Annotated in this window: 24 protein-coding genes and 2 pseudogenes; 9 read left to right on the top strand and 17 right to left on the bottom strand. The window is 66.8% G+C overall.

Annotated features, from left to right (window positions below; genetic code table 11):
- Positions 1-415: 415 nt before the first annotated feature.
- The 9 genes from ACWEO2_RS37515 to ACWEO2_RS37475 all read right to left on the bottom strand — a co-directional run bounded on the left by ACWEO2_RS37515 (position 416) and on the right by ACWEO2_RS37475 (position 9440).
- Positions 416-1174, bottom strand: coding sequence for a hypothetical protein (locus ACWEO2_RS37515; protein WP_452409700.1), 759 nt, complete (start codon positions 1172-1174; stop codon positions 416-418).
- A gap of 85 nt (positions 1175-1259) precedes the next feature.
- Positions 1260-2828: a long-chain-fatty-acid--CoA ligase gene (locus tag ACWEO2_RS37510; RefSeq protein WP_452409699.1), complete on the bottom strand. Its 1569-nt coding sequence runs from the start codon at positions 2826-2828 to the stop codon at positions 1260-1262.
- 44 nt (positions 2829-2872) lie between these two features.
- Positions 2873-3532: a CoA transferase subunit B gene (locus ACWEO2_RS37505; protein WP_452409698.1), complete on the bottom strand. Its 660-nt coding sequence runs from the start codon at positions 3530-3532 to the stop codon at positions 2873-2875.
- 1 nt (position 3533) lies between these two features.
- The gene (locus tag ACWEO2_RS37500; protein ID WP_452409697.1) at positions 3534-4298 is read right to left on the bottom strand and encodes a CoA transferase subunit A; all 765 of its coding nucleotides are present in this window, start codon (positions 4296-4298) and stop codon (positions 3534-3536) included.
- Positions 4295-4897, bottom strand: a complete 603-nt coding sequence (locus tag ACWEO2_RS37495) for an RBBP9/YdeN family alpha/beta hydrolase (RefSeq protein ID WP_452409696.1) — start codon at positions 4895-4897, stop codon at positions 4295-4297. The genes ACWEO2_RS37500 and ACWEO2_RS37495 overlap by 4 nt, the downstream gene beginning before the upstream one ends.
- A 25-nt stretch (positions 4898-4922) precedes the next feature.
- On the bottom strand, positions 4923-6263 hold the full coding sequence (locus ACWEO2_RS37490; RefSeq protein WP_452409695.1) for an MFS transporter: 1341 nt from the start codon (positions 6261-6263) through the stop codon (positions 4923-4925).
- 136 nt (positions 6264-6399) lie between these two features.
- Positions 6400-7452 carry a 3-keto-5-aminohexanoate cleavage protein gene (locus ACWEO2_RS37485; RefSeq protein ID WP_452409694.1) on the bottom strand — a complete coding sequence of 351 codons (1053 nt, stop codon included), beginning with the start codon at positions 7450-7452 and terminating at the stop codon, positions 6400-6402.
- Positions 7453-7499: 47 nt separating this feature from the next.
- Positions 7500-8393, bottom strand: coding sequence for a TauD/TfdA dioxygenase family protein (locus ACWEO2_RS37480; RefSeq protein ID WP_452409693.1), 894 nt, complete (start codon positions 8391-8393; stop codon positions 7500-7502).
- A gap of 72 nt (positions 8394-8465) precedes the next feature.
- Positions 8466-9440, bottom strand: coding sequence for a quinone oxidoreductase family protein (locus tag ACWEO2_RS37475; RefSeq protein WP_452409692.1), 975 nt, complete (start codon positions 9438-9440; stop codon positions 8466-8468).
- A gap of 297 nt (positions 9441-9737) precedes the next feature.
- Here ACWEO2_RS37475 and ACWEO2_RS37470 point away from each other — a divergent pair, with 297 nt between their 5' ends.
- Positions 9738-10781 carry an AraC family transcriptional regulator gene (locus ACWEO2_RS37470; RefSeq protein WP_452409709.1) on the top strand — a complete coding sequence of 348 codons (1044 nt, stop codon included), beginning with the start codon at positions 9738-9740 and terminating at the stop codon, positions 10779-10781.
- 167 nt (positions 10782-10948) lie between these two features.
- Here the strand turns inward: ACWEO2_RS37470 and ACWEO2_RS37465 are convergent, their stop codons facing one another.
- Entirely contained in the window at positions 10949-11629 is a 681-nt protein-coding gene (locus tag ACWEO2_RS37465; RefSeq protein WP_452409691.1) for an MspA family porin, read from the bottom strand.
- Positions 11630-11977: 348 nt separating this feature from the next.
- Between ACWEO2_RS37465 and ACWEO2_RS37460 the strand changes: the two are divergent.
- Positions 11978-12421: pseudogene (locus tag ACWEO2_RS37460) on the top strand (aldehyde dehydrogenase family protein); the annotation flags it as partial.
- A gap of 105 nt (positions 12422-12526) precedes the next feature.
- On the opposite strand, the gene ACWEO2_RS37455 reads toward ACWEO2_RS37460, so the two are convergent.
- Positions 12527-13960, bottom strand: coding sequence for an aminobutyraldehyde dehydrogenase (locus ACWEO2_RS37455; protein WP_452409690.1), 1434 nt, complete (start codon positions 13958-13960; stop codon positions 12527-12529).
- A gap of 42 nt (positions 13961-14002) precedes the next feature.
- Here ACWEO2_RS37455 and ACWEO2_RS37450 point away from each other — a divergent pair.
- A pseudogene (locus ACWEO2_RS37450) lies at positions 14003-14311 on the top strand (hypothetical protein); the annotation flags it as partial.
- Between the two features lie 127 nt (positions 14312-14438).
- On the opposite strand, the gene ACWEO2_RS37445 reads toward ACWEO2_RS37450, so the two are convergent.
- Complete coding sequence (locus tag ACWEO2_RS37445; protein ID WP_452409689.1) at positions 14439-14837, bottom strand: nuclear transport factor 2 family protein; 399 nt, start codon at positions 14835-14837, stop codon at positions 14439-14441.
- A 93-nt stretch (positions 14838-14930) separates the two neighbouring features.
- Between ACWEO2_RS37445 and ACWEO2_RS37440 the strand changes: the two genes are divergently transcribed.
- The 3 genes from ACWEO2_RS37440 (at position 14931) to ACWEO2_RS37430 (ending at position 16870) form a co-directional block, all read left to right on the top strand.
- On the top strand, positions 14931-15380 hold the full coding sequence (locus tag ACWEO2_RS37440; RefSeq protein ID WP_452409688.1) for a MarR family winged helix-turn-helix transcriptional regulator: 450 nt from the start codon (positions 14931-14933) through the stop codon (positions 15378-15380).
- Positions 15381-15389: 9 nt separating this feature from the next.
- Entirely contained in the window at positions 15390-16349 is a 960-nt protein-coding gene (locus tag ACWEO2_RS37435) for an SDR family oxidoreductase (protein ID WP_452409708.1), read from the top strand.
- Between the two features lie 311 nt (positions 16350-16660).
- Positions 16661-16870, top strand: coding sequence for an EF-hand domain-containing protein (locus ACWEO2_RS37430; RefSeq protein WP_354959812.1), 210 nt, complete (start codon positions 16661-16663; stop codon positions 16868-16870).
- A gap of 67 nt (positions 16871-16937) precedes the next feature.
- Here the strand turns inward: ACWEO2_RS37430 and ACWEO2_RS37425 are convergent, their stop codons facing one another.
- The 3 genes from ACWEO2_RS37425 to ACWEO2_RS37415 all read right to left on the bottom strand — a co-directional run bounded on the left by ACWEO2_RS37425 (position 16938) and on the right by ACWEO2_RS37415 (position 19320).
- Positions 16938-17366 carry a hypothetical protein gene (locus ACWEO2_RS37425; protein ID WP_452409687.1) on the bottom strand — a complete coding sequence of 143 codons (429 nt, stop codon included), beginning with the start codon at positions 17364-17366 and terminating at the stop codon, positions 16938-16940.
- A 299-nt stretch (positions 17367-17665) separates the two neighbouring features.
- Positions 17666-18721, bottom strand: coding sequence for an alpha/beta fold hydrolase (locus tag ACWEO2_RS37420; RefSeq protein ID WP_452409686.1), 1056 nt, complete (start codon positions 18719-18721; stop codon positions 17666-17668).
- 329 nt (positions 18722-19050) lie between these two features.
- Positions 19051-19320, bottom strand: coding sequence for a hypothetical protein (locus ACWEO2_RS37415; RefSeq protein ID WP_452409685.1), 270 nt, complete (start codon positions 19318-19320; stop codon positions 19051-19053).
- Positions 19321-19398: 78 nt separating this feature from the next.
- On the opposite strand from ACWEO2_RS37415, the gene ACWEO2_RS37410 reads away from it, so the two are divergent.
- From ACWEO2_RS37410 to ACWEO2_RS37400, 3 genes are all read left to right on the top strand, one after another.
- On the top strand, positions 19399-19779 hold the full coding sequence (locus ACWEO2_RS37410) for a glyoxalase superfamily protein (protein ID WP_452409684.1): 381 nt from the start codon (positions 19399-19401) through the stop codon (positions 19777-19779).
- Between the two features lie 62 nt (positions 19780-19841).
- Positions 19842-20330 (top strand): DUF2752 domain-containing protein, encoded by a 489-nt coding sequence (locus tag ACWEO2_RS37405; protein ID WP_452409683.1) that lies wholly within the window; start codon positions 19842-19844, stop codon positions 20328-20330.
- 1 nt (position 20331) lies between these two features.
- On the top strand, positions 20332-20520 hold the full coding sequence (locus ACWEO2_RS37400) for a hypothetical protein (RefSeq protein ID WP_354959815.1): 189 nt from the start codon (positions 20332-20334) through the stop codon (positions 20518-20520).
- A gap of 7 nt (positions 20521-20527) precedes the next feature.
- Here ACWEO2_RS37400 and ACWEO2_RS37395 read toward each other — a convergent pair whose 3' ends face one another.
- Positions 20528-21883, bottom strand: coding sequence for a M1 family metallopeptidase (locus ACWEO2_RS37395; protein ID WP_452409682.1), 1356 nt, complete (start codon positions 21881-21883; stop codon positions 20528-20530).
- A complete protein-coding gene (locus ACWEO2_RS37390) occupies positions 21883-25908 on the bottom strand; it encodes a Pls/PosA family non-ribosomal peptide synthetase (RefSeq protein WP_452409681.1) in 4026 nt (1341 codons plus the stop codon). Before ACWEO2_RS37390 ends, ACWEO2_RS37395 begins: the two co-directional genes overlap by 1 nt.
- Positions 25909-26050: the final 142 nt, after the last annotated feature.

Genomic DNA, 26050 nt, shown 5'->3' with positions numbered 1-26050 from the left:
CGCCCAGTGCAAGGACCCGGCACAGGCAGTGGCACCGGCGAAATAGCCGGCAACGGTCCAACTTGCGCACCTAACCGGTCGTTTCCTCCACGAGTCGACGCGGGAGTTCATCGGTGAACAGAGTGCTGTTGCTGTCGGCAAAGGCCTGGATGAGGCCTGCGTGCATGGACGCCAGGTCTACGGCGCCGACCTCACCGGTGGCGGTCGTGGTTGATCGGCGGTTATCCGCACTGGTTCGGCAAGTCCGATCACCTGGGCGGCTCGCCCGCTGACGGCGAAAGGAGGCTGGCGACTACCTGGTCGAGGTGAACGTGTCCAGCCAACAGCCCAACGCGCTGGATCGGCCTTCCGCGCCGCCTCAGCGCTGAGACCGCGCGCCCGGGTAGGGGAGACCCGGGCGCGCGGTCGTGGGGGGCTACTTCGCGGGTGCGGCGGGTTGTGCCGGGTCCTTGCAGGAGGGGAGTTCGGGCGGGCAGGGGGCGAGGATCGTAGAGAAGTACTGGATGGCGGAGAACAGGGTGATGGGGCCGCCCGCCAAGACGATTCCGGCCATGGATCCGACCGCGCCGAGAGTGGCCATGCCGAGCACGCAGCCGGCGACGGTGGCGCCGACGAAGGGCGCCAAGAGGAATATGACGGGGCTGGAGATGGCGGCGCCGACGGCGCCGCCGGCCAGGCAGCCGACTCCGGCCCCGATGACGGCTCCGACCACGGCGCTGACCGCGGCGCCGATGGCGGCGCGTTGGGCGAAGGCGCCCAACGCCTGCGCGTCGCGGGGTGTGAAGGATTCGGCCACCTGGGTGGCGGCTTGTTCGACGGTCACGATGTCGCTGGCGGCGATATGCGTGGCGGGTCGGCCGTCGTTTTTCGACGGTGTCAGGGTCGCGGTGGTGCCGTCGATGCTCGCGGTGATCGGATAGGCGGTGTCGTCGACGCGGTAGCTCAGCGGGATGGCGGCGACCGGTTGATCGGTGCGGTCGAACAGCACGAGCTGCTGATCGAGGTGGCGTAGTGTGCCGCCGCTGACGGCGAGGATCGCGGAGTCGCCGCTGCGGGTGACTTCGTAATGGACGGCGCCGGATTCGCCGTCTGTGGTGGGAGCGGCCTGTGCGGTTGCCGTCGTGACGGCCACGGCGGTGGCCGCCAGCGCCGCGGTAATGGATATTTTCCTCATCTTCATGGGTTTCCTCATCTTCGTTGGTGAGTGGGCAGTGTCTGGGGAGACGCGGACCGCGCCCGATAAATGGCAGCCCGCTATGTCAAGACGCTGAATCCGCTTCCGCGAGTTCACGTTTGAGGATCTTGCCGCTGGCCGTCATGGGCAGTGCGTCGGTGAATTCGATGACGCGCGGGTACTTGTAGGCGGCCAGCTGCTCCCGGCACCATGCGATGAGTTCGGATTCCGTTGTCGCGGAACCGGTTTCGGGGACGACGTAGGCCTTGATCTCCTCGCCGTACCGTCCGTCGGGGATTCCGATCACGGCGGCGAGGGACACCCCGGGGTGGGTGAGCAGCACCTCTTCGATTTCGCGTGGGTAGACGTTGAATCCGCCGCGCACGATCATGTCCTTGGCGCGGTCGACGATGCGGAAGAAGCCGTCGGCGTCGCGGCGGGCGAGATCGCCGGTGCGGAACCAGCCGTCGCGCATGACTTCGGCGGTGGCTTCGGGCCGGTTGAGGTAGCCCTTCATGACGTTGTGGCCGCGCAGCGCGATCTCCCCGATCTCGCCGATCTCGGTGACAGTGTTCCAGTCCTGGTCGATGAGGCGGGCTTCGATGCCCCACACCGGGATTCCGATCGATCCGGCCCGGGGCTCGCGGTCCGGATCGGCGAATATCGCCAGCGGTGAGGTCTCCGACAGGCCGTAGCCTTCGAGGATCCGGACCCCGAATCGCTCGGCGAACCGGGACAGCATCTCGACGGGAAGCGCGGCGCCGCCGGAGATCGCCTTGCGCAGATTGCCGGCGATGCGGTCGACGGCGATCCCGTCGGTGTCGGCGTTGAGCAGCGCCCAGTACATGGTCGGCACGGCGGCGAAGAAGGTGACGTGCTCATTCGCCATCTGTCGCAGCGCAGTCGCGGCGTCGAAGCGCGGCATCAGTACCAGGGTGGCGCCGACCGACAGGCCCGCATTCATGTTGATGGTCTGGCCGAACGAGTGGAACAGCGGCAGTGTCACCAGGTGCACGTCCCGGCGTGCCGGGTTGTTGTCGAACAGGCGATTGGCGGTCAGCGCGTTCATGACCATATTGGCGTGGGTGAGTTCGGCGCCCTTCGGCTGTCCGGTGGTTCCGCTGGTGTAGAGGATGACCGCGGTGTCGTCGGGTCGCCGGGCGATGGTGTCGAACCGCCCCGGTTGGGCCGCGGTGGCCCTGGCCAGGGTGTCGACATCGTCGTAGGGCGAGGGTGCGGCCGGGTCGGTGGTGATCAGGACCATGTCCCGGCAGCCCGGTGCGTGCTGGAAGCCTTCGTACCCGTATTCGCCCGTCGGCAGGTCGGCGGTGCCCGCGAAGCAGAAGAACACGTCGGCTTCGGAATCGGTGAGGTGGTAGGCGATTTCGCGGGGCCGCAAAAGGATGTTGAGCGGAACGACGACTGCGCCCGCTTTGAGGATGCCGTAGTAGATGATGGGGAATTCCGGCAGGTTGGGGCAGCAGAGGGCGACCTTGTCACCGGGTTCGATGCCGCGGCCGACGAGCAGGATGGCGACCTGGTTGGCGCGGGTGTCGAGTTCGGCGTAGGTGAGGCGTTCGTCCCCGAGAACGGTGGCGTCGTCGGCTGGGCAGCGACGCGCGGTGTCCTCGAGCAGCACGGCGAGGTTCAGCACGGAAGGCCTTCGCTGGTAGTCGAGTAGGGGCAGGTTCGGGCGGTTCAGGAGGGCGTCACGGTGAGCGGTGCAGCGGTGGCGGCCCGGACGTCGTGCTCGGTGACGCCGGGCGCGCATTCGCGCAGCGCCAGCCCGGTGGGGGTGACGTCGATGACGGCGAGATCGGTGATGATGCGGTGCACTACGCGTGCGCCGGTGAGCGGAAGCGTGCAGTGGCGCACGATCTTCGATGCGCCGGTCTTGTCGGTGTGCTCCATGAGCACGATGACGCGGCGTGCGCCGTGCACGAGATCCATGGCACCGCCCATGCCTTTGACCATCCGACCGGGCACCATCCAGTTCGCCAGATCGCCGGTGGCGGAGACCTGCATACCGCCGAGGACGGCAGTGTCGATGTGACCGCCGCGGATCATGCCGAAACTCGTCGCGGAGTCGAAGAACGACGCACCCGCGACGGTGGTGACGGTCTCCTTGCCCGCGTTGATCAGGTCGGCGTCGACCTCCCCGGGGGTCGGGTAGGGGCCGGTGCCGAGGATTCCGTTCTCGGAATGCAGGGTCACGTGCACATCGTCGGGCAGGTGCCCGGGAATCATTGTCGGCAGGCCGATGCCCAGGTTGACGTATTCCCCGTCACGCAGCTCCCGGGCGGCGCGGGCGGCCATCTCGGTGCGAGTCCAGCCGAGAGTGGTTGTGACTGTGGTCATTTCAGCGCTCCTGGGCGAGGGTGTACTTCTCGATCTGTTTGGCCTGTGTTCCGGTATGCACGATGCGGTCGACGAACAGGCCGGGCAGATGGACCTGCGCCGAGTCGAGATCGCCTGCGGGAACCAGATTTTCGACCTGGGCGATGCAGATGCGTCCGGCCGTGGCCGCCAGCGGGTTGAAGTTGCGTGCCGATTTGTCGAACACCAGATTGCCGGCGGTGTCGCCGAGCACCGCGTGCACCAGCGCGAAGTCGGTGGTGATGGACTCTTCGAGCACATAGCTCGCAGCACCCCAGCGGCCGCCGAAGGCCCGGATCTCCTTGGCCGGTGACGCGATCAGGACCGAACCGTCGGGGTCGTAACGCCAGGGCAGTCCGCCCTCGGCAACGGGTGTGCCGATACCGGCCGGGGTGAAGAAGGCGGGAATACCGGCCCCGCCCGCGCGCAGTTTCTCGGCGAGCGTGCCCTGCGGCGTCAGCTCGACCTCGAGCTCGCCGGACAGGTACTGGCGGGCGAATTCGCTGTTCTCGCCCACATAGGAGGCGGTAATGCGGCGGATTCGATTTGCCGCCAATAGAATTCCGAGCCCGTGGCGGTCGGTGCCGCAGTTGTTGGAGACCACCTCCAGATCCGAGGCCCCGCCCGCGGCGATGGCCGCGATGAGCGCATCGGGAATGCCGCACAATCCGAATCCGCCGACGGCCAGCGACGATCCGGATGTGATGTCGGCAACGGCGGCCGCTGCCGAGTCGAAGACCTTGTTCATCCGGTGACCTCCGCGCCGGTCGCGACCCGCGCGGTCATATCGAGCAGTTCCCGCAGCAGCTCCTGCGCGCGCGGCCAGTAGCCGTAGCCGGAGGCCGGATTGAGGTGGCCGACATCGCCGAGATTGATCAGGCGGCTGCCCCATGCCTCGGCCATCGCCGCCGCGCGCCGGAAGGCAGCGAGCGGGTCGGTGGTACTGGCAGCGACGATGCTCGGGAAGGGCAGCCGCCGCCACGGGGTGGGAGCCCAGCCGTGGGAGTGCAGTTCCTCGATCGACGGATACCCCTGCGGCAGTGGTGCTTCGAAGTCCGGTGGGGTAGCCAGCAGCGCGCCCCGCACCGGCCGGGTCGCCTGCTGTGCCCAGTGCACGGTGGTCATGACGCCCGCGCTGTGTGCGACGAGGACGACGGGTCCGTCGATCTTGCCGAGCACGGCGTCGAGTGCGGCGACCCGTGCTTCCCGGCTGAGCTTGTCGTGTTCCAGGGGCGGTACCGTCTGCACCCGGTCGAGCCGGTCGGCGAGCAGGGTCTGCCAATGGTCGTCCACATGGTCGCGCAGTCCGGGCACGATGACGACGGTCGGTTCGATGGTGCTGCTCATGGTGTGCGGCACCTCCTTTCGAAAATCAGTGCGGGGCAGCGGGATTCAGGGCGGCCAGCCTGCGCAGTCCGGCCGGGTAGGCGCGCTTGCCGAGAATCAGCGCGGCAATCGCGATGAGGTAGGTCAGCGGCGCCAGCCGCAGCGCGGCGGCGAGACCGAGGTGGTCGGCGAGCACGCCGACGACGAACGGCCCGAGGGCCAGGCCGAGCAGGCTATTGGCCAGGGTGAGGGTGCCGAAGGCCGAGGCCCGCACCGAGGGATGGGTGAGATTGGCGACCATGGCCGCGGTCGGTCCGGACGATCCGCCGGAGAACAGCGCACCGATACCGATCAGAACCAGTTGCGGCGCACCGTGTTCCAGGCTGAAGCCGACGCTGAGACAGATCAGCGAGACCAGACAGAACCCGATCGCGGTGGTCCATTTGCGCGACATATCGGTGCGGCCGACCCGGTCGGTGACGATCCCGCAGCCCACCATGCCCGCTCCGACCAGGAGCACGAATATCGAGGCGATCGCGCCCGCCTTGTCCGGGGCGAGGTCGTAGTAGCGGTTGAAGAAGCTCGGCATCCACGACAGCAGTACCGCGGCGGTGAAGATCTGCAGGCCGCTACCGACGTAGGCGCACAGCACCGCCGGGTTGGTGAACAGTGTCGAGACCGGCGCGCGGAACCCGACGCCGCTCGCGCGCGGTGTGGGCGCCGGTTCCGCGGCGTGGCGGGCCAGCTTCGCGTCGCTGATCAGGGCTCGGAACAGCGCGGCCAGGATCAGGCCGACTATTGCCATGGTGGCGAATGCCCATCGCCAGCCGAACTGGACGGCAATGATGCCACCGAAGGCGACGCCGAGGACCGATCCGAACGAGCCGCCGGCCATGAACGCACCGCTCAGTGTGGCATGCATGCGCGGCGCGAACACGCTGAGCACCACCGCGATGCCGACGCTGCCGTAGGCGGCCTCGCCGACCCCGACCAGGAAACGGGCGCCGAGCATCTGGTCGTAACCGGTGGCCGTGGCGCACAGCACGGTGGCCGCGCTCCACAGCACCGCCATCAGCACCAGGCTGCGTACCCGGCCCCATCGGTCGGCCAGCAGTGACAGCGGCAGGGTCAGCAGGCCGACCATCAGGGCTACGATGCTGCTGAGCGAGGCCAGCTTCGAATCCGACAGTGCCCATTCGGTTTTCAGGAACGGAAAAACCGCGCTGAGAACCTGGCGTGACATGTAGTCGGCCAGCAGCAGACCGAAGGCCAGGGCGAAGACGATCCACGGATAGACCCGGCGGGATACGGCGGCGGGGGTGGCCGCCAGGCCCGGGACGGCGGCGGCGGAGCCGTCCGTCCCGGTGGCGGTAGTGTGCAACTCCATTGGTGCTCCTACGAATCCGGCGCACCGAGACGGTGGTGCGGCGCACCGGAGCTGAGGGGAAGAACAGGGTCGGCGCACGCTGCAGTGTGCGCCCTGGACTCGGGCGGGTGCGATATCCCGCCCGAGGTCGACTGGATCAGGCGTGGTGGGTGAATCCGACCTGGCCGGGCTTGCGGTTGGGGGCGAAGCCGATCTTGGCCAGCGTCTCGTCGGCATCGGCATAGCGCTCGTCGAGCTGGTAGATCTCGCGCGCCTCCTTGCCGGTGGCGATCTCGCGGCCGAGTTCGTTCGCGACCCGGACCAGTTGCTCGATCTGCTGCACCGAGGTCATCTTCTGACCCTTGCGGCCCCACAGGGTGTCCTCGTTGCCGCAGCGCGCGTGCAGGCCCATGGCGATGGCCATGGTGTTGACCGGCAGGCAGCTGCGCATCAGGGTTTCCAGCGTGAGCACCGCGCCGTCCGGAACGCGGCGGATGAACTCCATCATGTTGTAGGGGTTCGGCCCGTCGAAGCCGCCGCCGATGCCGACCCAGGTCAGCATGAGCGGGCCGGTGTACACCCCGCGGCGGATCAACCGCTCCACGGTCTCCAGCTGCGGGATGCTGGAGAGCTGGAAGTGCGGCTGAATGCCGTTGGCCTGCAACCGCTTCAGGTGTTCGGCCACCCACGCCGGACCGGCCGGGACGACCATCTCACGGTAGGCCTCGTACACCTCGGGGCGGGTGAAGGAGGTGCCTGCGATGTCGTCATCGGTCATCAGCTCGACGATGTTCATCTGGCTGGTGTTGATGGCGATGGTGACCTGGTCCGGCCTCGGGTCCAGCTCGGCGAGCAGGTGCCGGGCGTCGTCGGACAGCCACTTGGCCTCCGCGCCTTCATCTTCCGGTGCGAAGGAGATAGAGCCGCCGACCTGCAGGATCATATCCGGCACCGCCTCGCGCAGGCGGCCGAGCAGCTCGTTGAACTTCGAAAGCCGCTTGGAGCCCTTGCCGTCGAGTTCGCGCACGTGGATGTGCAACACCGTGGCGCCGGCGTTGTAGCAGTCGACCGCGGCCTGGACGTGCTCGTCCATGGTCAGCGGCAGATCCTCGCGGAAGTCGTCGAGTTCCCACTCCGGACCATAGGGTGCGGCGGTGATGACGAGCTTCTCCTGGTTCTCCGGGAACAGCGAATCGTCGTGGAAATGCATGAGAATTACTCCGATCGGTATCGAATCTTTTTGGGGAAGACGAGAGTTCAGAAGGGGCGGTCGCCGATGATCCCGGCGCGCTCCATCTTTCGAACCGCGGGCCAGTAGTCCTGTACCGCATAGTGTTGGGTGGATCGGTTGTCCCAGATGGCGAAGCTGTTCTTCGTCCACCGCCAGCGCACCTGGTACTCGGGGATGCTGGCCTGCCGCATCAGGTAGTGCAGCAATTCCGCGGCCCCGGGCGCGTAATCGGCACCGAAGCGCACGTTCTCGGGTGTGTGGTAGTTGACCAGGTGGGTCGTGAAGGAGTTGACGAACAGGATCTGCTCACCGGTTTCCGGATGCGTGCGCACCACCGGGTGCTCGGCATCGGGGTAGCGCTGTGCGAGTTCGTGGCGCTTGTCCTCCGACATGGCGGCTCCGAAGCTGGCCTCGATGCTGTGTCGCGCCCGCAGCCCCTGGATGCGGGTCCGCACATGTTCGGGCAGGCGACGGTAGGCCTCGACCATGTTCACCCAGATCGTGTCGCCGCCCACCAGCGGCGTCTCTACGCAGCGCAGCACACAGCCCATGGGCGGGTTCGCCCGCCAAGTGGCGTCACAGTGGTAGGCGTTCTCGTAATGCTCAGGCGGGCTGTCGAGGTCCTTGTAGATGCGGACCAGGCCAGGATGGTCCGGATCACTGCCCGCGACCGGATGGTCCTCCAGCTCACCGAAACGCTTTGCGAGAGTGACATGATCGGCGCGGCTGATGTCCTGGTCGCGCACGAACAGCACCTTGTACTCGAGCAGCAAGGCGTGCAGCTCTGCGAACAGTGTGTCGTCGTGCGCCGCATCGGCGAGGTCCACGCCGTGCAGTTCGGCGCCGATCGTGCAGGTCAACGGCCGGACGCCGATCGATCCTCGAATCGTTGAATCCGTGCGCGGGGCAATGGCTGTCATGATGAATCCTTCGTTGTGCCGGAATCCGGTACGGATGGCCGGGCGGGGGCGGAGAACCGAGATCGAGGCGTGTCAGAGCACGAAGACCGAGGAGCCGATGCTCCGGCCGGATTCCAGATCGTGGTGCGCCCCAGCGGCATCGGCGAGCGCGTAGCGCTGGTTGATGCCGATGCCGATCCGGCCCGCCGCGACGTGGTCGAACAGCTCACCCGCCAGTTCGGCCCGCTCGGCCGGATCGGCGATGTAATCGGCCAAGGCGGGCCGGGTGACGAACAGCGAGCCCTTCACCGCCAGCTCCATGGCGTCGATCGGCGGCACCGGACCCGACGCGGTGCCGAAGCACACCAGCAGGCCGCGGCGGGCCAGCGCGTCCAGTGAGGACCGATAGGTGGTCTTGCCGATACTGTCGTAGACGACCGGAACGCCGGTCCCGTCGGTGATCTCACGCACGCGGGTCGCGACATCCTCGCGGGTGTAGATGATCACGTGATCGCAGCCGTGCATCCGGGCGATCTCGGCCTTCTCCTCGCTCGACACCGTTCCGATCACCGTGACGCCCAGCAGTTTCGCCCACTGGGTGAAGATCAGGCCCACGCCGCCTGCCGCCGCGTGCAGCAGCACCGTGTCGCCGGAGCGCAACGGATGGATGCGGCGCAACAGATAGGCCGTGGTGAGGCCGCGCATGGTCATGGCGGCTGCGGTCTCGAAGGTGATCGCGTCCGGCAGCGCGAGCAGATGCTGGGCCGACATCACCCGCTCGGTGCTATAGGCGCCCAGCGGGCTGCCGGTGTAGGTGACCCGGTCGCCCGGCCGGAAATCGGTGACGTCCGGACCGACGTCCTCGACTACCCCAGCCGCTTCCACGCCCATACCGGCAGGTAGCGGCACGGGGTAAAGGCCGGTGCGGAAGTAGGTGTCGGCGAAATTGAGGCCGACCGCCTCGTGCCGGATGCGGACCTCACCGGGTCCCGGCGCACCCACCTCCACCTCTTCCCAGCGCAGCACGTCCGGGCTACCGGTCTCGTAGAAGCGAACAGCTTGTGCCACAGTGCATCTCCTTTCGACCGCACGCATCACGCGGGGGTGCGGTCGGCGGTCGGGTCCGACGGGATGTGTCCAGTGATTCGCCGTTGCGCGCCCCGAGCGGACGCCGACGGCTGCCGAACAATCGAGTGCGAGATGTCGACGGAAGAACCGAACCGGGTGCGCTCACCGATCACGGTGTCTTCCGTTTTCACCGATCAACTCGCTGTGATAGGAACCACAGTAAGTCAGATCAAGGCCCGATGCTTATCCTTGCGGGACGAAAATCTATTCATATCGGGACATGGCGGAAGGGTGAGTGTGAAGCCGCTGGGGCGCTATGCCGCATTGCACGGTTATGTGGAGCTCGGCAGGTCGCTCGGTCTCGATCCGGTCCGGCTCGTCCGCGAAGCGGGCCTGGATCCGGCCAGCCTGAGCCTGCAGGACCGCTGGGTTCCCGCCGCCGCAATCGCTGGCCTGCTCGAACGCTCGGCAGCCGAGGCGCACTGCGAGGACCTCGGGCTCCGGCTCGCCGAGCGCCGCCGTTTTGCGAATCTCGGCCCGCTGAGCCTGCTCATCCGGGAAGAACCGAATGTCCGCAGTGCGCTGCGAGTCATGGCTCGGCATGAGCACATGTACAACGAGTCCCTGCATACCCGGCTGACCGAAAGCAATGGCATCGCCACGATTCGCCTCGCGCTGGATATCGGGCAGCCCGGCGAAACCCGGCAGGCCATCGAACTCGCCGTCGGCGTGCTCCACGGAATACTTCGTGGCTTCCTCGGAACCGGCTGGCAGCCGGTGGAAGTCCGATTCACCCACGCCGCGCCGCGCGAGATCCACCGCCATCACCGCATCTTCGGGCCGAACGTCGCGTTCGACCAGAACTTCAACGGAATAGTCACTTACACAACAGATCTCGACGCGAACAATGCGCTGTCGGACCCGCAGCTGCGTGCCTATGCCCAGCAGTTTCTGGGTCCGGCCCACATCGACCACACGGCAACGACATCGGACCGGGTGCGTGAACTCATCGAACTCATGTTGCCCACCGGGCGCTGTTCGATCGAACAGATCGCGCGCAGTCTCGGCGTCGACCGCCGCACCGTCCACCGGCAACTGGGCGCCGAGGGGCAGACCTTCACCGCGCTGCTCGACGCCACCCGCGCCGAGCTGGCGCAGCACCTGGTGGCGAATCGCCGCCACTCGCTGACCGAGATCGCCGAGATGCTGGCATTCTCCACGCCCAGCAACTTCTCCCGCTGGTTCCGCAACAGGTACGGCCGCAGCCCCAGACAGTGGCGCGAAGACAGGTCTCAGCGCAGCGGAGAAGATGGCGCCACGCCGGGGCGGCATTCGCACTAGTGCCCCGTCCGAACAGACTGCTCCGCTACCCACTTCAACTGCTCGCCGAGCGTAGCCATATGGCGGTCGAATACGGCGCCTGCGCGACCACCATTCGGCTACGTTCGACAGACCCCGCCCCAGGGCTGGATGCGGCAGGAGTTATTGCGACGCGGCACTAGCGTTTGCTAGAACACGAATTGTGTTCCATAGCCGGTTGTTTGGGCGGTTCCGCTGGTACCGTCGGCGCGCACGGTGACGAACGGCATGGCTGATGCGGGGGACGCGCATGCGCTGACGTTCAGTGGCGTGTTGGTATGGCCGAATGTGTAGGGGAACGTCGCGTCCTGATCCAGGCTGGCCGCACCGATAACCACCGCCGTGACGGCCCCCGGTGCGAGGGTTACCTGGAGTGTTCCGGCGACACCGGCATTGACGGAAGCGTTCGGTTGAATTGCGAAAGTGACGCTGGGTGACGAGTCCATGCTCAGGGTCAACGCGGCCGAGGGTGCGATACCCACGCTGGCGCCTACGGCTGGCGCAATCCCGAGGGTGATGCCGTTGGAGAGATCCACAGCGCAACCGACCACGTATCCGACCGCAATTTCCCCGCTGCGAACGGATGGAACGCCGCTCAGAGATACCGAGTAATTTCCGGACACCTTCACCGCGTGCGCGAACGGGACTCCCACGGCGGTATCGCCCCCGGCCGGGAAAACATCGTCCCGGTCCACCGATGCGACGATGTGCATGCCACCGGAATCGACTTCTCCGGATTCCGCAATGGCGGGTGCGTTGGCAATACAGGTGGTCGTCGTCCCGACCATTACGGTGAGCGCTGCAATACTTCTCAGATATCCCCTGGTCATAGCACTCCAGTCGAATAGTTACCGACACAGACTGTTCCGTTGAAACTAGATCGCTCGCGATACCGGGACTCGAAGTGTCCACCGGCGCAGGAGGTTCGATACGGGACCAGCACTCGAACCTTTCGGCGACCCTACCGCGTCGACCGGACAATTGATCTCATCAGCCGCGTAACTCGCCCGGCTCGTCGACAATCCGGACATTCACGGGCGCGGCTCAGAACTGAGCCCTATCCTGCGCGGCGATTGGGTGCTCGATCCGACTGGAGTCGTTGCCGGGCCAACGCGACTCGTCCGGAGACATCTCCATCAGCGTCTTGCTGCGTGGCAGTTGATCAGGTCGGATCCAGCAATGCGGAGACCGAGGGCACGCTCGGCGCGAACATCATCGCCCATCCCACCACGATCAAACGGCTGGGCGAACGGTTCGAGTCGGCGGTGACCGAGCTGCGGTACGGCACCATCGCCATCAACGCCTGGACCGGCCTGGGGTATCTCACCGCCCGCGCCTCGTGGGGCGCGTTCCCCGGGCACACACTGGCCGATATCCAGGGCGGAATCGGCGTTGTGCACAACGCATTGCTGATCGCCGAACCGGAACGAACCGTGGTCCGCGGTCCGTTCCGTCCCGCGTCGCGGTTACTGCTGCACGGCGAATTCAGTCTCTCGCCGAAGCCGCCGTGGTTCGTCACCAACAGCACCGGCGCCACGACCCTGCGGCGCCTGACCGACTTCGCGAAGAACCTCGGCATCACCGCCCTGCCAGCGATTTTCGCCTCGGCACTACGCGGCTGAGGACAGCGGTCGACAAAAAGGTCCTACGCGGCAGCTGAACTCGATACCGTGGTCTCGGATTCGGCTGCCGCGCAAATGAGTTCGTGAGCGGGCGCGATATCTGGGCTAGTCGATCTTGGCCATGACATGCTTGACGCGGGTGTAGTCCTCCAGCCCGTACATCGACAGATCCTTGCCATGCCCGGACGACTTGAACCCGCCGTGCGGCATCTCGGCGATCAGCGCGGTGTGGGTGTTGATCCACACCGAGCCGAAGTCGAGTGCGGCCGATACGCGCAGCGCCCGCGACACATCCTTGGTCCACACCGAGGACGCCAGCCCGTATTCGACGCCGTTGGCCCACCGGATCGCCTCGTCTTCGTCGGTGAACGACTGCACGGTGATCACCGGGCCGAAGATCTCGTGCTGGCTCAGCCGGTCGGACTGCCGCAGCCCGCCGATGACCGTCGGCTCGACGTAATACCCCTGGTCGCCCTGCCGGTGTCCACCGGTCACGACCGAAGCGTGATCGGGTACCTCGCCGAGGAAGCCGAGCACCCGCTGTAGTTGGTTCGCGTTGTTGACCGGTGGCACCCAGGCGTTCTCGTCGTCGGTGGCTTTGCCGAAAGTCGTTGTCGCACTTGCGGCCTGCTCGGCCAACGCCGCGGTCAGATCTTCGGCCACCGACGCGTGACCGAGCACCCGGGTGGCCGCCGTGCAATCCTGCCCGGCGTTGAAATAGCCGGAGGCCGCGATACCCACGGCGGCAGCAGCGATATCGGCGTCGGGGAACACGATTACCGGCGCTTTGCCGCCCAACTCCAGATGTGTGCGCTTCAGGCGGGCTCCGGCCGACTCCGCGACCGCGCGGCCCGCGGCCACCGAACCGGTGATCGATACCATCTGCGGGGTCGGATGTGCGACCACCGCCGCACCGGTCACCCGGTCACCGGTTACCACGTTGAGCACGCCTGGCGGCAGATGTTTCGAGGCCAGTTCGGCCAGCATCACCGTGGTCACCGGGGTGGTGTCACTCGGCTTGATCACCACGGTATTGCCCGCGGCGATCGCGGGAACGAACTTCCAGATGGCCATCATCATCGGGTAATTCCACGGCGTCACCTGCCCGATGACGCCAACCGGCTCCCGGCGGATCCACGAGGTATGGCCCGCCAGGTACTCGCAGGCGGACTTGCCTTCGAGTACCCGCGCCGCCCCCGCGAAGAATCGGGTCTGGTCCAGCATCTGCGGAATCTCTGCGGCCGAGGTGACGTGTCTCGGCTTGCCGGTGTTGCGGCCCTCGGCCTCGACCAGCGCGTCGGCGGCATTCGCCACCTCGTCGGCGAAATCCAACAGCGCTTTCTGGCGGTGCGACGGCGTCGTGCGCTTCCAGTCACAGAACGCCCTGGCAGCCGCCGCGTACGCATTGTCGACGTCTTGTTCGTTGGACACCGGGGCGGTGCCGTACTGCTCGCCGGTGGCAGGGTCGACGAGCGCCATAGTCGCACCGCCGACCGAGTCGACGAGCTTGCCGTCGATGAAGTTCTGGACCACTGTCATGATGCCTCCTCGCTTGCTCTGTTCAGTCGACCTTTCGCTGACGTGACACATTTGATCCGCTGTGTCTATGTTGACGCAGCGTCCTGCCGAGATCCGCTCGTTCGATCTCGATGCGGGCGCTATTCGGCTCGAGTTCTTCGAGCATCCGCGGCCGATGCGTCCTCGAATCGTGGTCGAGTTAGTCGAACAGTCGCCCGCACGCAAGACTGCTGTGCAGCGCCGTGGCCTGGCGCGCAAGAGGTCATCCTCGATGCCGCCGAGGAGTTGGTCGGCGCCGAGGGGTGCGAGTCCGCGCCGCTCGAGGCGATCAGCGAGCGGACCGGCATCCCGCCCGCGTCGACCTACCACTACTTCGCCGACCGGCACCAGGTCGAGGTCGAGTTGTTGCAGGGCCATCTGCGCGATCTCGATACGCGCATCGCCGCGAACTTGGACCCGAGGATCTCACCCTGTGTGACGCCAGTTGCGGCGGATGGGCTCAGCGGGCGCTGCCCAGGTTGCGTTCGGATTCGGGACCGGCGAGCAGGAGGGTGGTTTCCTCGATGCGGCGAAAGCGGCCGTCGGGGGCGAATTCGCCGAAGAGGTAGACCTCGGTGGCGACGTGGGTGCCGTCGGTTTTGATGACCTCGACGATGTGGCGGTCGGCGTAGGTGTGGTCGTGCACGAACTCGTCGAGGACGCGAAGCGATCCGGTGGTCACTACCTCGCGCAGGTGGGCGATGTGCTCGGCGAATTCGGCGCGGGTGTCCCAGCGGCCGTCGGTGCGCTGACGGTAGTCGGGGGCGAAGTGGCGGTCGATGGCCTCGGTCAGCGGCAGGCCGGGGGTGAAGAGCAGGTCGGTGAGCGCAGTGGCGATATCGGTGCAGGTGGTGGTCATGAGAACTCCTGAGATCACATCGGATAAGCGTGCGTAGCGCACGCATTTAGACGATACACAACTTGCGTGCGCGGCGCACGCTATTCTGTTGGGGTGGACGATGACCTGGGTGAGCTTGTCGGCGACGCGCTCGGGATCCTGCTGCGCCGTGATGCCCGGGCGCGGCTTTACCGCGGCCTGACCGAGGGGTTGGGTGCAGCGGTGGATCCGGTGACCTATCCGGTGCTCAGCGGGCTGGCGCGCACTGGCTCGTGCAGCGCCGCCGACCTGGCCGGGCGCATCGGGCTGGACCGCTCCGGCGTCACCCGGCGCGCTTCCCGGCTGGAGGACGCCGGTCTGCTGCGTCGCGAACTCGACCCTGCCGACGGGCGCGCCACCTTGCTAGCGCTGACCGCCGCCGGGCAGCAGACGGTCGCCACGATGCGGCGGCGGCTTGCCGATCAGCTGCGCGCAGGCTTCGCCGACTGGCCCCCCGAACAGGCTCGCGCGTTCGCCTACGGCCTACGCCGCTTCGTCGACGAGACCTTCCCGACCGATTCATGAGCCGACCCGATCTCTCGGATCGGCTTTATTAACGCGCTGCTGTCATCACAAGGCGCGCGGACCCATGCCGACCAGGGTGAGCATGAAGAGGCCGGTGCGGGTGATGAGTTCGGTGGCCTCATTGATGTCGCCGTCGTAGAAATAACGAATTCTCGCGCCGTCGGCCGCCACCTCGTCACCACCCTCCTGGCCCGTGGTGTCGCAGTCCGCGCCCTGACCCGCAAACCAGAGGACGCGAACCTGCCCGCGGCGGTCGACGTCGTCGCGGGCGACCTCGCCGACGCCTCGACCCTCGGCCCGCAGGTGTTCGCGGGGGTCGATCGCGCCTTCATCTTCCCGGCACGCGGCATCGACGTCTTTCTCGATGCGGCCGTCGCGGCCGGCGTGCACCGCTTCACGGTCCTGTCCTCGCTGGCCGCGGCGATGGAATTTCCCCGTGACCGCGGCTCGGCAAGCCAGCTGCACCACAGCGCAGTCGAAGCCGCCGTCACCGATCGCACCGATGCGTGGACGATCCTGCGCCCCGGCACCTTTGCCAACAACCTGCTCGAATGGAAATGGCAGATCAGCTCGGGCGCACCCATCCGCGCCCCGTACCTGGCATCCGCGCAGGCACCGGTGCACGAATACGACGTCGCCGATGCCGCCGCCGAGACGCTGCTGTCCGACGACCACATCGGGCAGATCATCGCGATCACCGGCCCGCAGGCACTCACCCGCACCGAGCAGGTCGCCACGATCGGCGCCGCGCTCGGACGACAGATCCCGCTGACCGAGCTCACCCCCGACGAATTCCGCGCCGAGACAGCGCAATTCATCCCCCAGCCGATCATGACGATGTTGCTCGACTACTGGAGCGACACCCTCACCACCCCCGACCAGGTACGTCCCGCCACCGCCGTGACCGGCAAGCCTGGACGAACCCTGGCCGAGTGGGCCACTGACCACCGCGCCGACTTCGGCGCCTGACCGGCCCAGCCCAGCCGGGCCGCGCAGTGTAGTCATGCCGGTCCGAGGAAAGTATCGGTCGCGCCACCAAGGACTGAACCCGAGTCACCATCCGACGCACCGCCTCGACACCACTCGATCGACGCACCGGTCCGCTGGTGTCGAAATTCGCGACGAGAAGAGCGGCCAATCTGCCGGAGAATTGGAATTTCGCCACACCGATATCAACTCAGCCCCTAGCCTTGATGCGTCAGTTTTTTCCAGTACGGCTCGACAACTGTCCATGCGGAGTGGCGCGCTGCCACCCGCCTAGAAGTTGGGAGATGAACCGAATGGATAACAGGGACATTCTCGACGCATTCAAGGCCATGGATCGCGACCGCGACGGCTTCGTCAGCCGCGAAGAATTCTTCGCGCACTACGAGAACGAGGGCAAGCATCCCGAGGATATCGAGGCCCTGTTCGACAGGATCGATATGGACGGCGACGGCAGGATCATCGAGCACGAATTCCTGGCCGCCGCGGCCGGCGGACGTATCTGAGCGAATCCAGCTGATGCGCGAATCGGTCCCGGGAGATGACTCCCGGGACCGATTTCTGTCGCAGCGGTCAGTACCTGGTTCCCATTGCGGAGCGGACCTCGTCGAGGGTGTGGTCGGCGATTTCATTCGCGCGGGTGTTTCCGGCACGGATAACGGTGCGGATGACGTCGGGGTCGCGGGCGAGGTCCTGTCTGCGCTGGCGGTGTGGCGCGAGGAAGTCGTTGACCGCGTCGGTGGTGAGCTTCTCGAGGCCGCCGGAACCGGCATCGCCGATCTGGCTCGCCAGGGTGTGCTGATAGATGCCGGAACACAATGCGGCGGTGGTCAGCAAGGCGGAGACACCGGGGCGGTTTTCGGGGTCGAAGGTAATGGTGCGCTCGGAGTCGGTCGGGGTGCGGCGGATAAGGGCGGCGGTTTCATCGGCGGCGCGTTCGGAGATCGTGCCGAAATAGTGACCGAGATGCAGCGGATCGGTCGGCCGTTCGCCGGTCAGCACCCGGTATTCGTGGCGACGGCGGCAGCGAGTTCGTCACTGCGTTCGCGGGCGGTGGCGTACGACTTCATTGTTCGGCTCCTGGACGGATGGTCTGGGGCCGTACGAAACCTCGTTCCGCGTAGGAATATTCACGGGCTGCGTACAGCCCGTGGACGTGGTCATTCGGGCTGCGAAGGCAGCCAGCGCCACGTCTGTCGGAGGTTGATCACTGGTCGACGATAGCAACGACGACCGTCGGTGTGCCAGGAAATTCTTCTGGGGCCGGGCGCCGTTGACCAGCCCCAGAAGAGGTTCGGGGATCAGCCCGCAACAGCCTCGGTGGGATTCGCGCGCGCGGCGGTATCGGCGATGAGGGTGTTGAAGCGATCGGCGGCCTCGATATTGCCGAGGTGGCCGGTGGGCCAGACCTGATAGTCGGCGAGATGACCAGCGCGGGTCAGCACCTCGACGATCTGGCGGGACATGCGCTCGGGCAACAGGTGGTCCTCGGCGCCCGCGATGACGGTGGTCGGAACCGTCAGATGCGCGGCGGCATCGCCGAGGTCGAGGTCGGCGAGCGCGGCGGCGTGCAGGCCGCGGGTGAGCGGGCGGCAGGAGCGGACGATGCCGAGCGCGAAGTCCACCTCGTCGCGGGTGGCGGGCTTGGACATCACGCGGGCCTTGAAGACCGCGCTGACCGGCCAGCCGCCGGGCAGCGGAACCGGCGCGGCGAGCACCGTTTCCGCGATGACCAGCGGGACGCGCACAGTGGCGCCGAGTACCGTCACCGGCCGGTTGGCGACCATGAGCGGCTTGTTGAACAGCGGCAGCAGGTCGGTTTCGTAGCGGATATCGCTGGCCGCAGTATTGGCCAGGATGACGGCGCTCGCGCGTCGGGTGACCTGTTCCGGATAGCGAGACGCCCACGCCTGCAGCGTGATTCCGCCCATGCTGTGACCGACGAGCACGGCACGCTTGCCCAATGGGAGGGTGACCGCGAGTACGGTCTCGAGGTCGTCGGCCAGGGTCTGTGCGCCCGGACCGTTGCTGCCGAGGGTGCTCTCACCGTGGCCGCGCTGATCGTAGGCGAGCACGCGGTAGCGGTCGGCCAAGGCATTGATCTGCGGATTCCAGTACTCGATGCAGCAGCTCCAGCCGTGGATCAAGACGATGACGTCCCCGTCGGCGGGGCCGTAGGCGTGGACCCTGAGCTTGGCCCCGTCCTCGGTGGTGACCGGGATGACCTCGGGGGCGGTCGCGGGCTTGTTCAGCGACGCGGTCCGGTAGGTACGAGACCGAAGTCCAGCACGGTAGGCGGCGGTCAACGGTTCGTCTCCGCGCACGTCCGCCAGCGTCCTCATCGACTTGACCAGCATGTCGGCACTCCTTTGTGTCATCCGCCACAGTACAGTGCAAGCAGAGTGCTTGCTAGTGCTAGCGCTCCATGGCGGAAATCCTGGCTCTATCGGATGGATACCCGAAATTAGGTCGACCAATAGTGCTCATTAGAAGAAACATCGGGATCGAGCAGCTTCTTCCTGGATATCGCCCGGTATCGACCCGCTCGTTACCGCCCTCGACCGCCGGGCGTTGCCTCAATTCCCCTGTGCCAGCGACGATCCCGGCCGCACACGAAACGGCCACACCCCTCATCGGGATCCGCGCACAACGGGTGCGGACCCTGACCAGGGGTGCGGAAGAGAGATCAGCTGGGGGAGAGGAAGTCGGCGATATCGTCGGGCATTGCCAGGCAGACCTGGTCGTCCGGATGGAAGTCGTCGGGGATGTCGCGGCGATTGGGGGCGCGGACGAAAACGACAACAGAGGATCCATCTCCGGGGTCTATTTCTACTGCGACCGAGCCGGAGAAATCGCTGTCCGGGGGTGCGTACCAGTGGCCCACATGCCCGAATTCAAGCTTGCGAGCCGCGCTGACCCCGAATCCTTCGAACCGGGTAGCACCAGCGGTGTCCACGTGAAGAAATTGTACTCTAGCTGCGGAAACGCCGGAAAGAAATGAAAAATGTCGGTGGGCGTTGCGATGATTTCGACCATGGCTTCCGATGCGGTCCGGCTGGCGGCGCCGATTCCGGTGCTGCGCATATTCGATATCGCCAAGGCGTACGAGTTCTACTGCGACTATTTGGGTTTCACCATCGACTGGGAACACCGGTTCGGTGCCGGCTTTCCGCTCTACGCGCAGTTGTCGCGGTCGTCGGCGACCGTGCATTTGAGTGAGCATCACGGAGACGGAACTCCGGGATCGGTGGTGTGGATCGCGGTGGACGACATCGCTGCGCTGCATGCCGAGTTGGCGGGCAAGGACTATCGCTATGCGAAGCCAGGGTGCCCGCAGGAGGGGCCGGGTGGGTCGGGGTTCGACTTGGCCGATCCGTTCGGCAATACCTTGCGATTCGCCCAACCCGAATTCTGAACGACCCTGGTCCCGAGTCGGCTGTGGCGGCGGTGGGTCGGCCGCGACTACCGTTGATCCTTGTGGAGATAGGGCAGGCGGTACCGGAACCGGTCGCGCATACGGACCCGGCACCGAATCCGGAAGCGCCAGCGGAGCGGGCGAAGCGCACCGGGCTGCGCGCCATGGGGTGGCCACTGGTCGCTGCGGGCGTCGGCATCGGCGCCGCTGCCCTGCTGCATTTTCGTGATCCACACCGCGAAGGCTCGTACGGAATCTGCCCCGTCTACGCGCTGACCGGGTTCTACTGCCCCGGCTGCGGTGGCATGCGGGGTATGCACAATCTGACCGACGGCCGGATCCTCGATGCGGTGCACAGCAATTTGCTCGTGCTGCCACTGGTCCTGGCCTTCGTGCTGTGGATCGGTGACTGGTCGCTGCGCGCCTGGCGAGGGGAGCCGATGCGACTGCCGCGGACCAGCCGCACCACGTTGTGGGTGTTCATCGCGCTGCTCATCGGCTATACGGTGCTGCGGAATACGCCATGGGGGACCTGGCTGACGCCGGTGTGACGTGATGGAATCGCTGAAGGACAGGGTGCGAGCGAAGCTATTACGTCAGCTCGCCGAGGACGGCGCGCTCGATCAGGAACAGGACGATCCCCGCCTGATCTCGGTCGTCGCCGATCTCGGCGCCCTGAACAGCGTCGCGGCCGATGATCCCCTCGTCGAGGAATTGGCCACGCGCTACCTGGTGTTCTGAGGGCGCGTCAACGCGATGTCGTATTGGCCTGTCCGCCGATCGGCGGCAGTTGCGGCAGCGGTTGGGCGAGCAGCCAGGCATCCCATAGCGGCCGCAGTGGTACCAGGCTGTAATGGCCGGCCAGATCGGTGAATTCCTCGGTGCTGACCGAGGCGTGTCGATAGCGAATCGTCCACTCGCGCAGTAGCTCCCAGAAGGCTCGCTCACCGAGTTCCAGACGCAGTGCGTGCACAGTGAGTGCACCGCGCTTGTACACGCGATCATCGAACATGCGCTGTGGGCTCGGATCGCCGATGATGATGTCCTGCGGTTCCCTGGACAGATTGTGTCGGGCGGCGCGCGCCAGCTGATCGGCGGTCGGCCCGCCCGCGGCCTCCGACCAGATCCATTCGGCGTAACAGGCGAAGCCTTCGTGTAGCCAGATATCGCGCCACTGCCGGATGGTGAGGCTATTGCCGAACCACTGGTGCGCGAGTTCGTGTGCGACAAGGCGTTCCGCGCCGCGGCGGCCGTCGCAGTGGTTGGCACCGAAGACCGAGATGCCCTGGGCCTCGATCGGGATCTCGAGGTCGTCGTCGGTAATGACGACGGTGTAGCCGTCGAAGGGATACGGGCCGAACTTCTCGATGAACAGCTCCATCATCTTCGACTGGCGGGCGAAGTCGTGCTCGAAATTGGCGCGCAGCCGGGCCGGGGCGACGGCCTGCATCGCCACCGAACCGTGCGGGGCATCGAACCGGTGCTTCCGGTACGGCCCGATCTGGATGGTGGCCAGATAGCTCGACATCGGTTCCGGCTGTTCGTAGACCCAGGTGGTCTGGCTCGCCTTGGTCTGCTTGCGGACCAGGGTGCCGTTGGCCAGCGCGTAATACGGGGTATCGGTGGTGATCGAAATCCGGTAGCTGGCCTTGGAACTCGGATGATCGTCGCAGGGGAACCAGGATGCGGCGCCATTGGGCTGGCTGGCGACCAGGGCGCCCTCGGTCAGTTCCTCCCAGCCGACCTCACCCCACGGCCCGCGCACCGGCTTCGGAACACCCGCGTACTGCACGACCAGTCCGAGCACCCCGCCCGCCGGAATCCGATGCTGCGGGGTGATCACCAGCTTGCCGTGCTGGTGGACGTACTTCGCAGGCTTGGCCCCGTTGACGAAGACCTTGGCGACGGTGAGCGCTTGGGACAGATCGAGTGCGAAACGATCGCGCACCTCGGTGGTCACCGCGGTGATCGCGGCCCGGCCTGCCAGGCGGTTGCTGGTGACCTTGTAGGTGAGCTCCAGTTCGTATCGCGATACCCGGTAGCCCCGATTTCCGTTCTGCGGTAGGTATTCGTCGATGGGCTCTTCGTAGAACTTGCCCCGCATCAGTTGGCTGCTCCGACCTCGCTCGGCCTCGGCGCCGCACTGGACCACGGCGCGATCGGATTTCCCCACCAGCGACTGGACGCCGGGACGGTGTCACCCCGCATGACCAGCGACGCGGGACCGATGGTCGCGCCGTCGCCGATGCTCGCGGCGGGCAGCGCGACACAGTGTGGTCCGAGGGTGGCACCGGCGCCGAGGGTGACGGTGTCCATGGCCATGATTCGATCGTGGAAGAGGTGGGTCTGCACCACACAGCCTCGTTCCACGGTCGCGCCATCACCGAGTGTCACCAGGTCTGCCTCCGGTAGCCAGTAGGACTCGCACCATACCCCGTGACCGATCTTTGCGCCGAGTCCACGAAGCCACAGATTCAGCACCGGGGTGCCGGTCGCGGCCCGCGCGAACCAGGGCGCGGCAACGGTTTCGACGAAGGTGTCGGCAACCTCATTGCGCCAGACGAACGAACTCCACAGCGGATGTTCCTCGGCGCCGATTCGCCCGACCAGCAACCACTTCGCGATGACCGAGCTGGTGCCCGCGATCGCACCAGCGGCCAGCAGCACCACACCGCTGAGCAGCGCGGCGGCCAGATAGCCCACCGATTCCGCGATCCAGGCCAGTGTGAACAGCACACCGAGGCCGATCGCGAAGGTCACCAGTACCGGTATCAGCCTGCAGGTTTCGACGATGCCGCGGAAAACCTTGAGACGTGGGGGCGGATCGAAGGTGCGCTCGGTATCGCCGGTTTCGGAGGCGCGGCGCAGCCGGACCGGCGGGCTGCCGAGCCAGGACGAACCCGCCTTGGCCTTGGACGGCGCGGCCGAGAGCACCGCGACCAGACCGTTCTTCGGCACCCGCCGACCGGGCGCGGTCATTCCGGAATTGCCGAGGAACGCGCGCTTGCCGACCTTGGCATCGCCGATGCGCAGCCAGCCCCCGCCGAGTTCGTAGCTGGCGATCATGGTGTCGTCGGCGAGGAAAGCGCCGTCGGCGACGGTGGTGAACTTCGGCAGCAGCAGCACCGTGGAGGCCTCGACGCTCTTGCCGACCTTCGCGCCGAGCAGCCGCAGCCACAGCGGGGTCAGCAGGCTGGCGTAGAGCGGAAACAGGAAGGTGCGCGCCGAATCCAGCAGGCGTTCGGTGGCCCAGGCCTGCCAGCCGACCCGGCTGCGGACGGGGTGATGGCCCTCGGTGAGTCCGATGCTGAGCAGTCGGACCGCGAGCACCGTCGTCACCGCGTAGATGGTCAGGCTGAGCAGGGTGGCGACGGGCAGGATCGCGAAGCCGCGCCCGAGCGCGCCCGCGAGCGTGGTCGCATCGCGGATGAACCAGGCGATGAACGCGCCGCCGGTGGCCAGGCCGAGAATGGGCATGGCCGCCAATGCCATCGACGTCACGCCGAAGATCGCGACCCAATGTGCCGCCCTGGCGGGGGTGTTTTCCGGCCAACGGTGCGGTGCCTTGCCGACCTTCGTGGCTGGCGAGCCCGCCCACTCCTGTTCGGCCTTGACCTTGCCGGCCACCGAGGAGCCCGGTGCGATCTCGGCGTTCTTGCCGATTTTGCTGCCGGGCAGCAGGATCGATCGCGCGCCGATCACGGCGCCGGGGCCGATGGTGATCGGCCCGATGTGCACGATATCGCCATCGATCCAGTAACCCGAGAGGTCGACCTCCGGTTCCACACTGCAACCGTCGCCGAGTTCGAGCATGCCGGTGACCGGCGGCAGGGTATGCAGATCGATACCGGTGCCGATCTTGGCGCCGAGTGCCCGCGCGAACGGCACCATCCACGGTGCGCCGGAAAGGCTTTCGGCGCCGCTGGCCTCGGACAGCCGGACCGCGGCCCACAGCCGCAGATGTACCGACCCGCCACGTGGGTAGCTGCCCGGCGCGACGCCGCGCAACAGCACCCGCGCACCCGTTGCGCATATCACCATGCGACCGGGCGGGGAGATGAACAGCAGGAAGGCGGCCAGCGTCCACCACCACGAAAGATGCGGCAGCCAAGGCAGCGAGCCGGACCAGCCCGCGATATTCCCGGCAATGGCCAGCCAGGTGAGCCACTGCATGCCGGTGAGGGTGCTCAGCGGGACGGTGGCGAGCACCTGTGCCCACTGGGCGCTGCGCGGGGTGGGGCGCACGACGCGGGTTTCGACCGTCTCCGATGGTGCGGTCTCGTCCAGTAGTTCGGCGAGTGCGCCGAGGCGCGGATGGTCGTACAGGTCGGCCACGGCAATGCTCGGATAGCGTTCGCGCAGGGCGGTGACCAGTTGGGCGGCCGCGAGCGAGCCGCCGCCGAGATCGAAGAAGTCGCCGTCGGGGCCGGTGACCTCGGCGCCGAGAATCGAATCCCACAGTCCGGCGATCCATTGCTCGGTTTCGGTGAGGTCGGCGCGCGGGGCGTCGTTCTCATTGGGCAGCGGCCACGGCAGGGCGTCGCGGTCGACCTTGCCCGAGGTGCGGGTCGGCAGATCGGGGACGATGGCGAGCCTGGGGACCAGTGGGGCCGGGAGTCGTTGGGCGAGTTGGGCTCTGGCCGAGGACAGGTCGAAATCCGGTGCGGTACCGGTGAGATAGCCGACCAGGATCTTATTGCCCGCCTTGGTGGATCGGATGGCGGCTGCGGCCCCGGTCACGCCGGGCAGATGCTGTAGCGCGTTATCGATCTCGCCGAGTTCGATGCGGCGGCCGCCGAGTTTGATCTGATCGTCGGCGCGGCCGAGGAAGACCAGCCCCTCGCTGTCATTGCGAACCAGATCGCCGCTGCGATAGGCCCGGTCCCAGCCGAGTGACGGTAGGGGAGCGTACTTTTCGGCGTCCTTGGCCGGATCGAGATAGCGGGCCAGGCCGACGCCGCCGATCACGAGTTCACCGGATTCGCCCTCGCCCACCGGATTGCCCTCGGTATCGACGACCGTCAGATCCCAGCCGTCGAGCGGGAGTCCGATCCGGACCGGGAAGCCGCCGTCGAGCAGGGCCGCACATGCGACCACCGTTGCCTCGGTGGGGCCGTAGGTATTCCACACCTCGCGGTCCGAACGGCGTTCGCCCGGCCCTTCGTGATCCGCTTCCTCATCCGAGTCCGCCGCTCGCGCCGCGGGCCGTCCGGCAAGGCGTTCGGCGAGTTCGGGCGGCACCGCCTCGCCGCCGAAGATCAGCAGCCGGACCGGGTCGAGCGCCTCGGCGGGCCAGGTCGCGGCCAATGTGGGCACCGTCGAGACGATGCTGATCTCGCGACGGACCAGCCAGGGGCCGAGATCCGCGCCGGTGCGGACCAGGGCGCGCGGCGCGGGCACCAGACAGGCGCCATTGCGCCAGGCCAGCCACATCTCCTCACAGGAGGCGTCGAACGCGACCGAGAGTCCGGCCAGGACCCGGTCGCCGGGCCCGATCGGGGCGTCCTGGAGGAACAGGCGTGCCTCGGCGTCGACGAATGCCGCGGCATTGCGGTGCGAGACCGCGACGCCCTTCGGGGTTCCGGTGGATCCGGAGGTGAAGATGATCCAGGCGTCGTCGTCGGTGGTAGGGCGAACGGTCGATTCGGCGGCGGTCGATTCCGGGTGTCGATCGGTTCGTTCGGCGGCCGCGACCGTCGGTTCGATGCCCTCGGCCGTCGCGATGGCGGTAACTCGGGCTTCGCCGAAGACCAGTCGGGCGCGCTCCTCCGGATCGTCGGCGTCCACCGGGACGTAGGCGGCACCGGCATAGAGAATGGCCAGGATTGTGACGTAGAGCTCATGCGAACCGGACGGCATGCGGACGCCGACGCGATCGCCCGGGCGCACGCCCGCCGCGATCAATCCGACGACACCGGCGTCGATCTCGGACAGCAGCTCGGTATAGCTGAGCGCCACGCGGCCGTCATCGATCGCGGGTGCCTCGGGGTGGGCCTGCGCGGTGCTGTTCAGAACGTCGACAAGGGTCCTGGCCTGCGGCACGAGTGCGGCGCGTAGCAAGGGGTTCGGCGTCGGGAGCCCCGTCGCCTGGTCCTTGCCCGCCGCGGTGTCGACCTGCGGCTGCAGCATTACGTCCTGCCCACCTCTCATAGACCTGCCTAGCGCTTTCCCCGTTGTTGTTCCACAAGATGGTTACCAGTGGGCAAACGCCACGGTGACCAACTGTCTACGGTACCTGCGGTATCGGCATGTTGTCGTCGACCGAACCGGG

This window comes from Nocardia sp. NPDC004278, from assembly GCF_053602975.1.
This window is presented reverse-complemented; position numbering and strand designations above follow the sequence as displayed.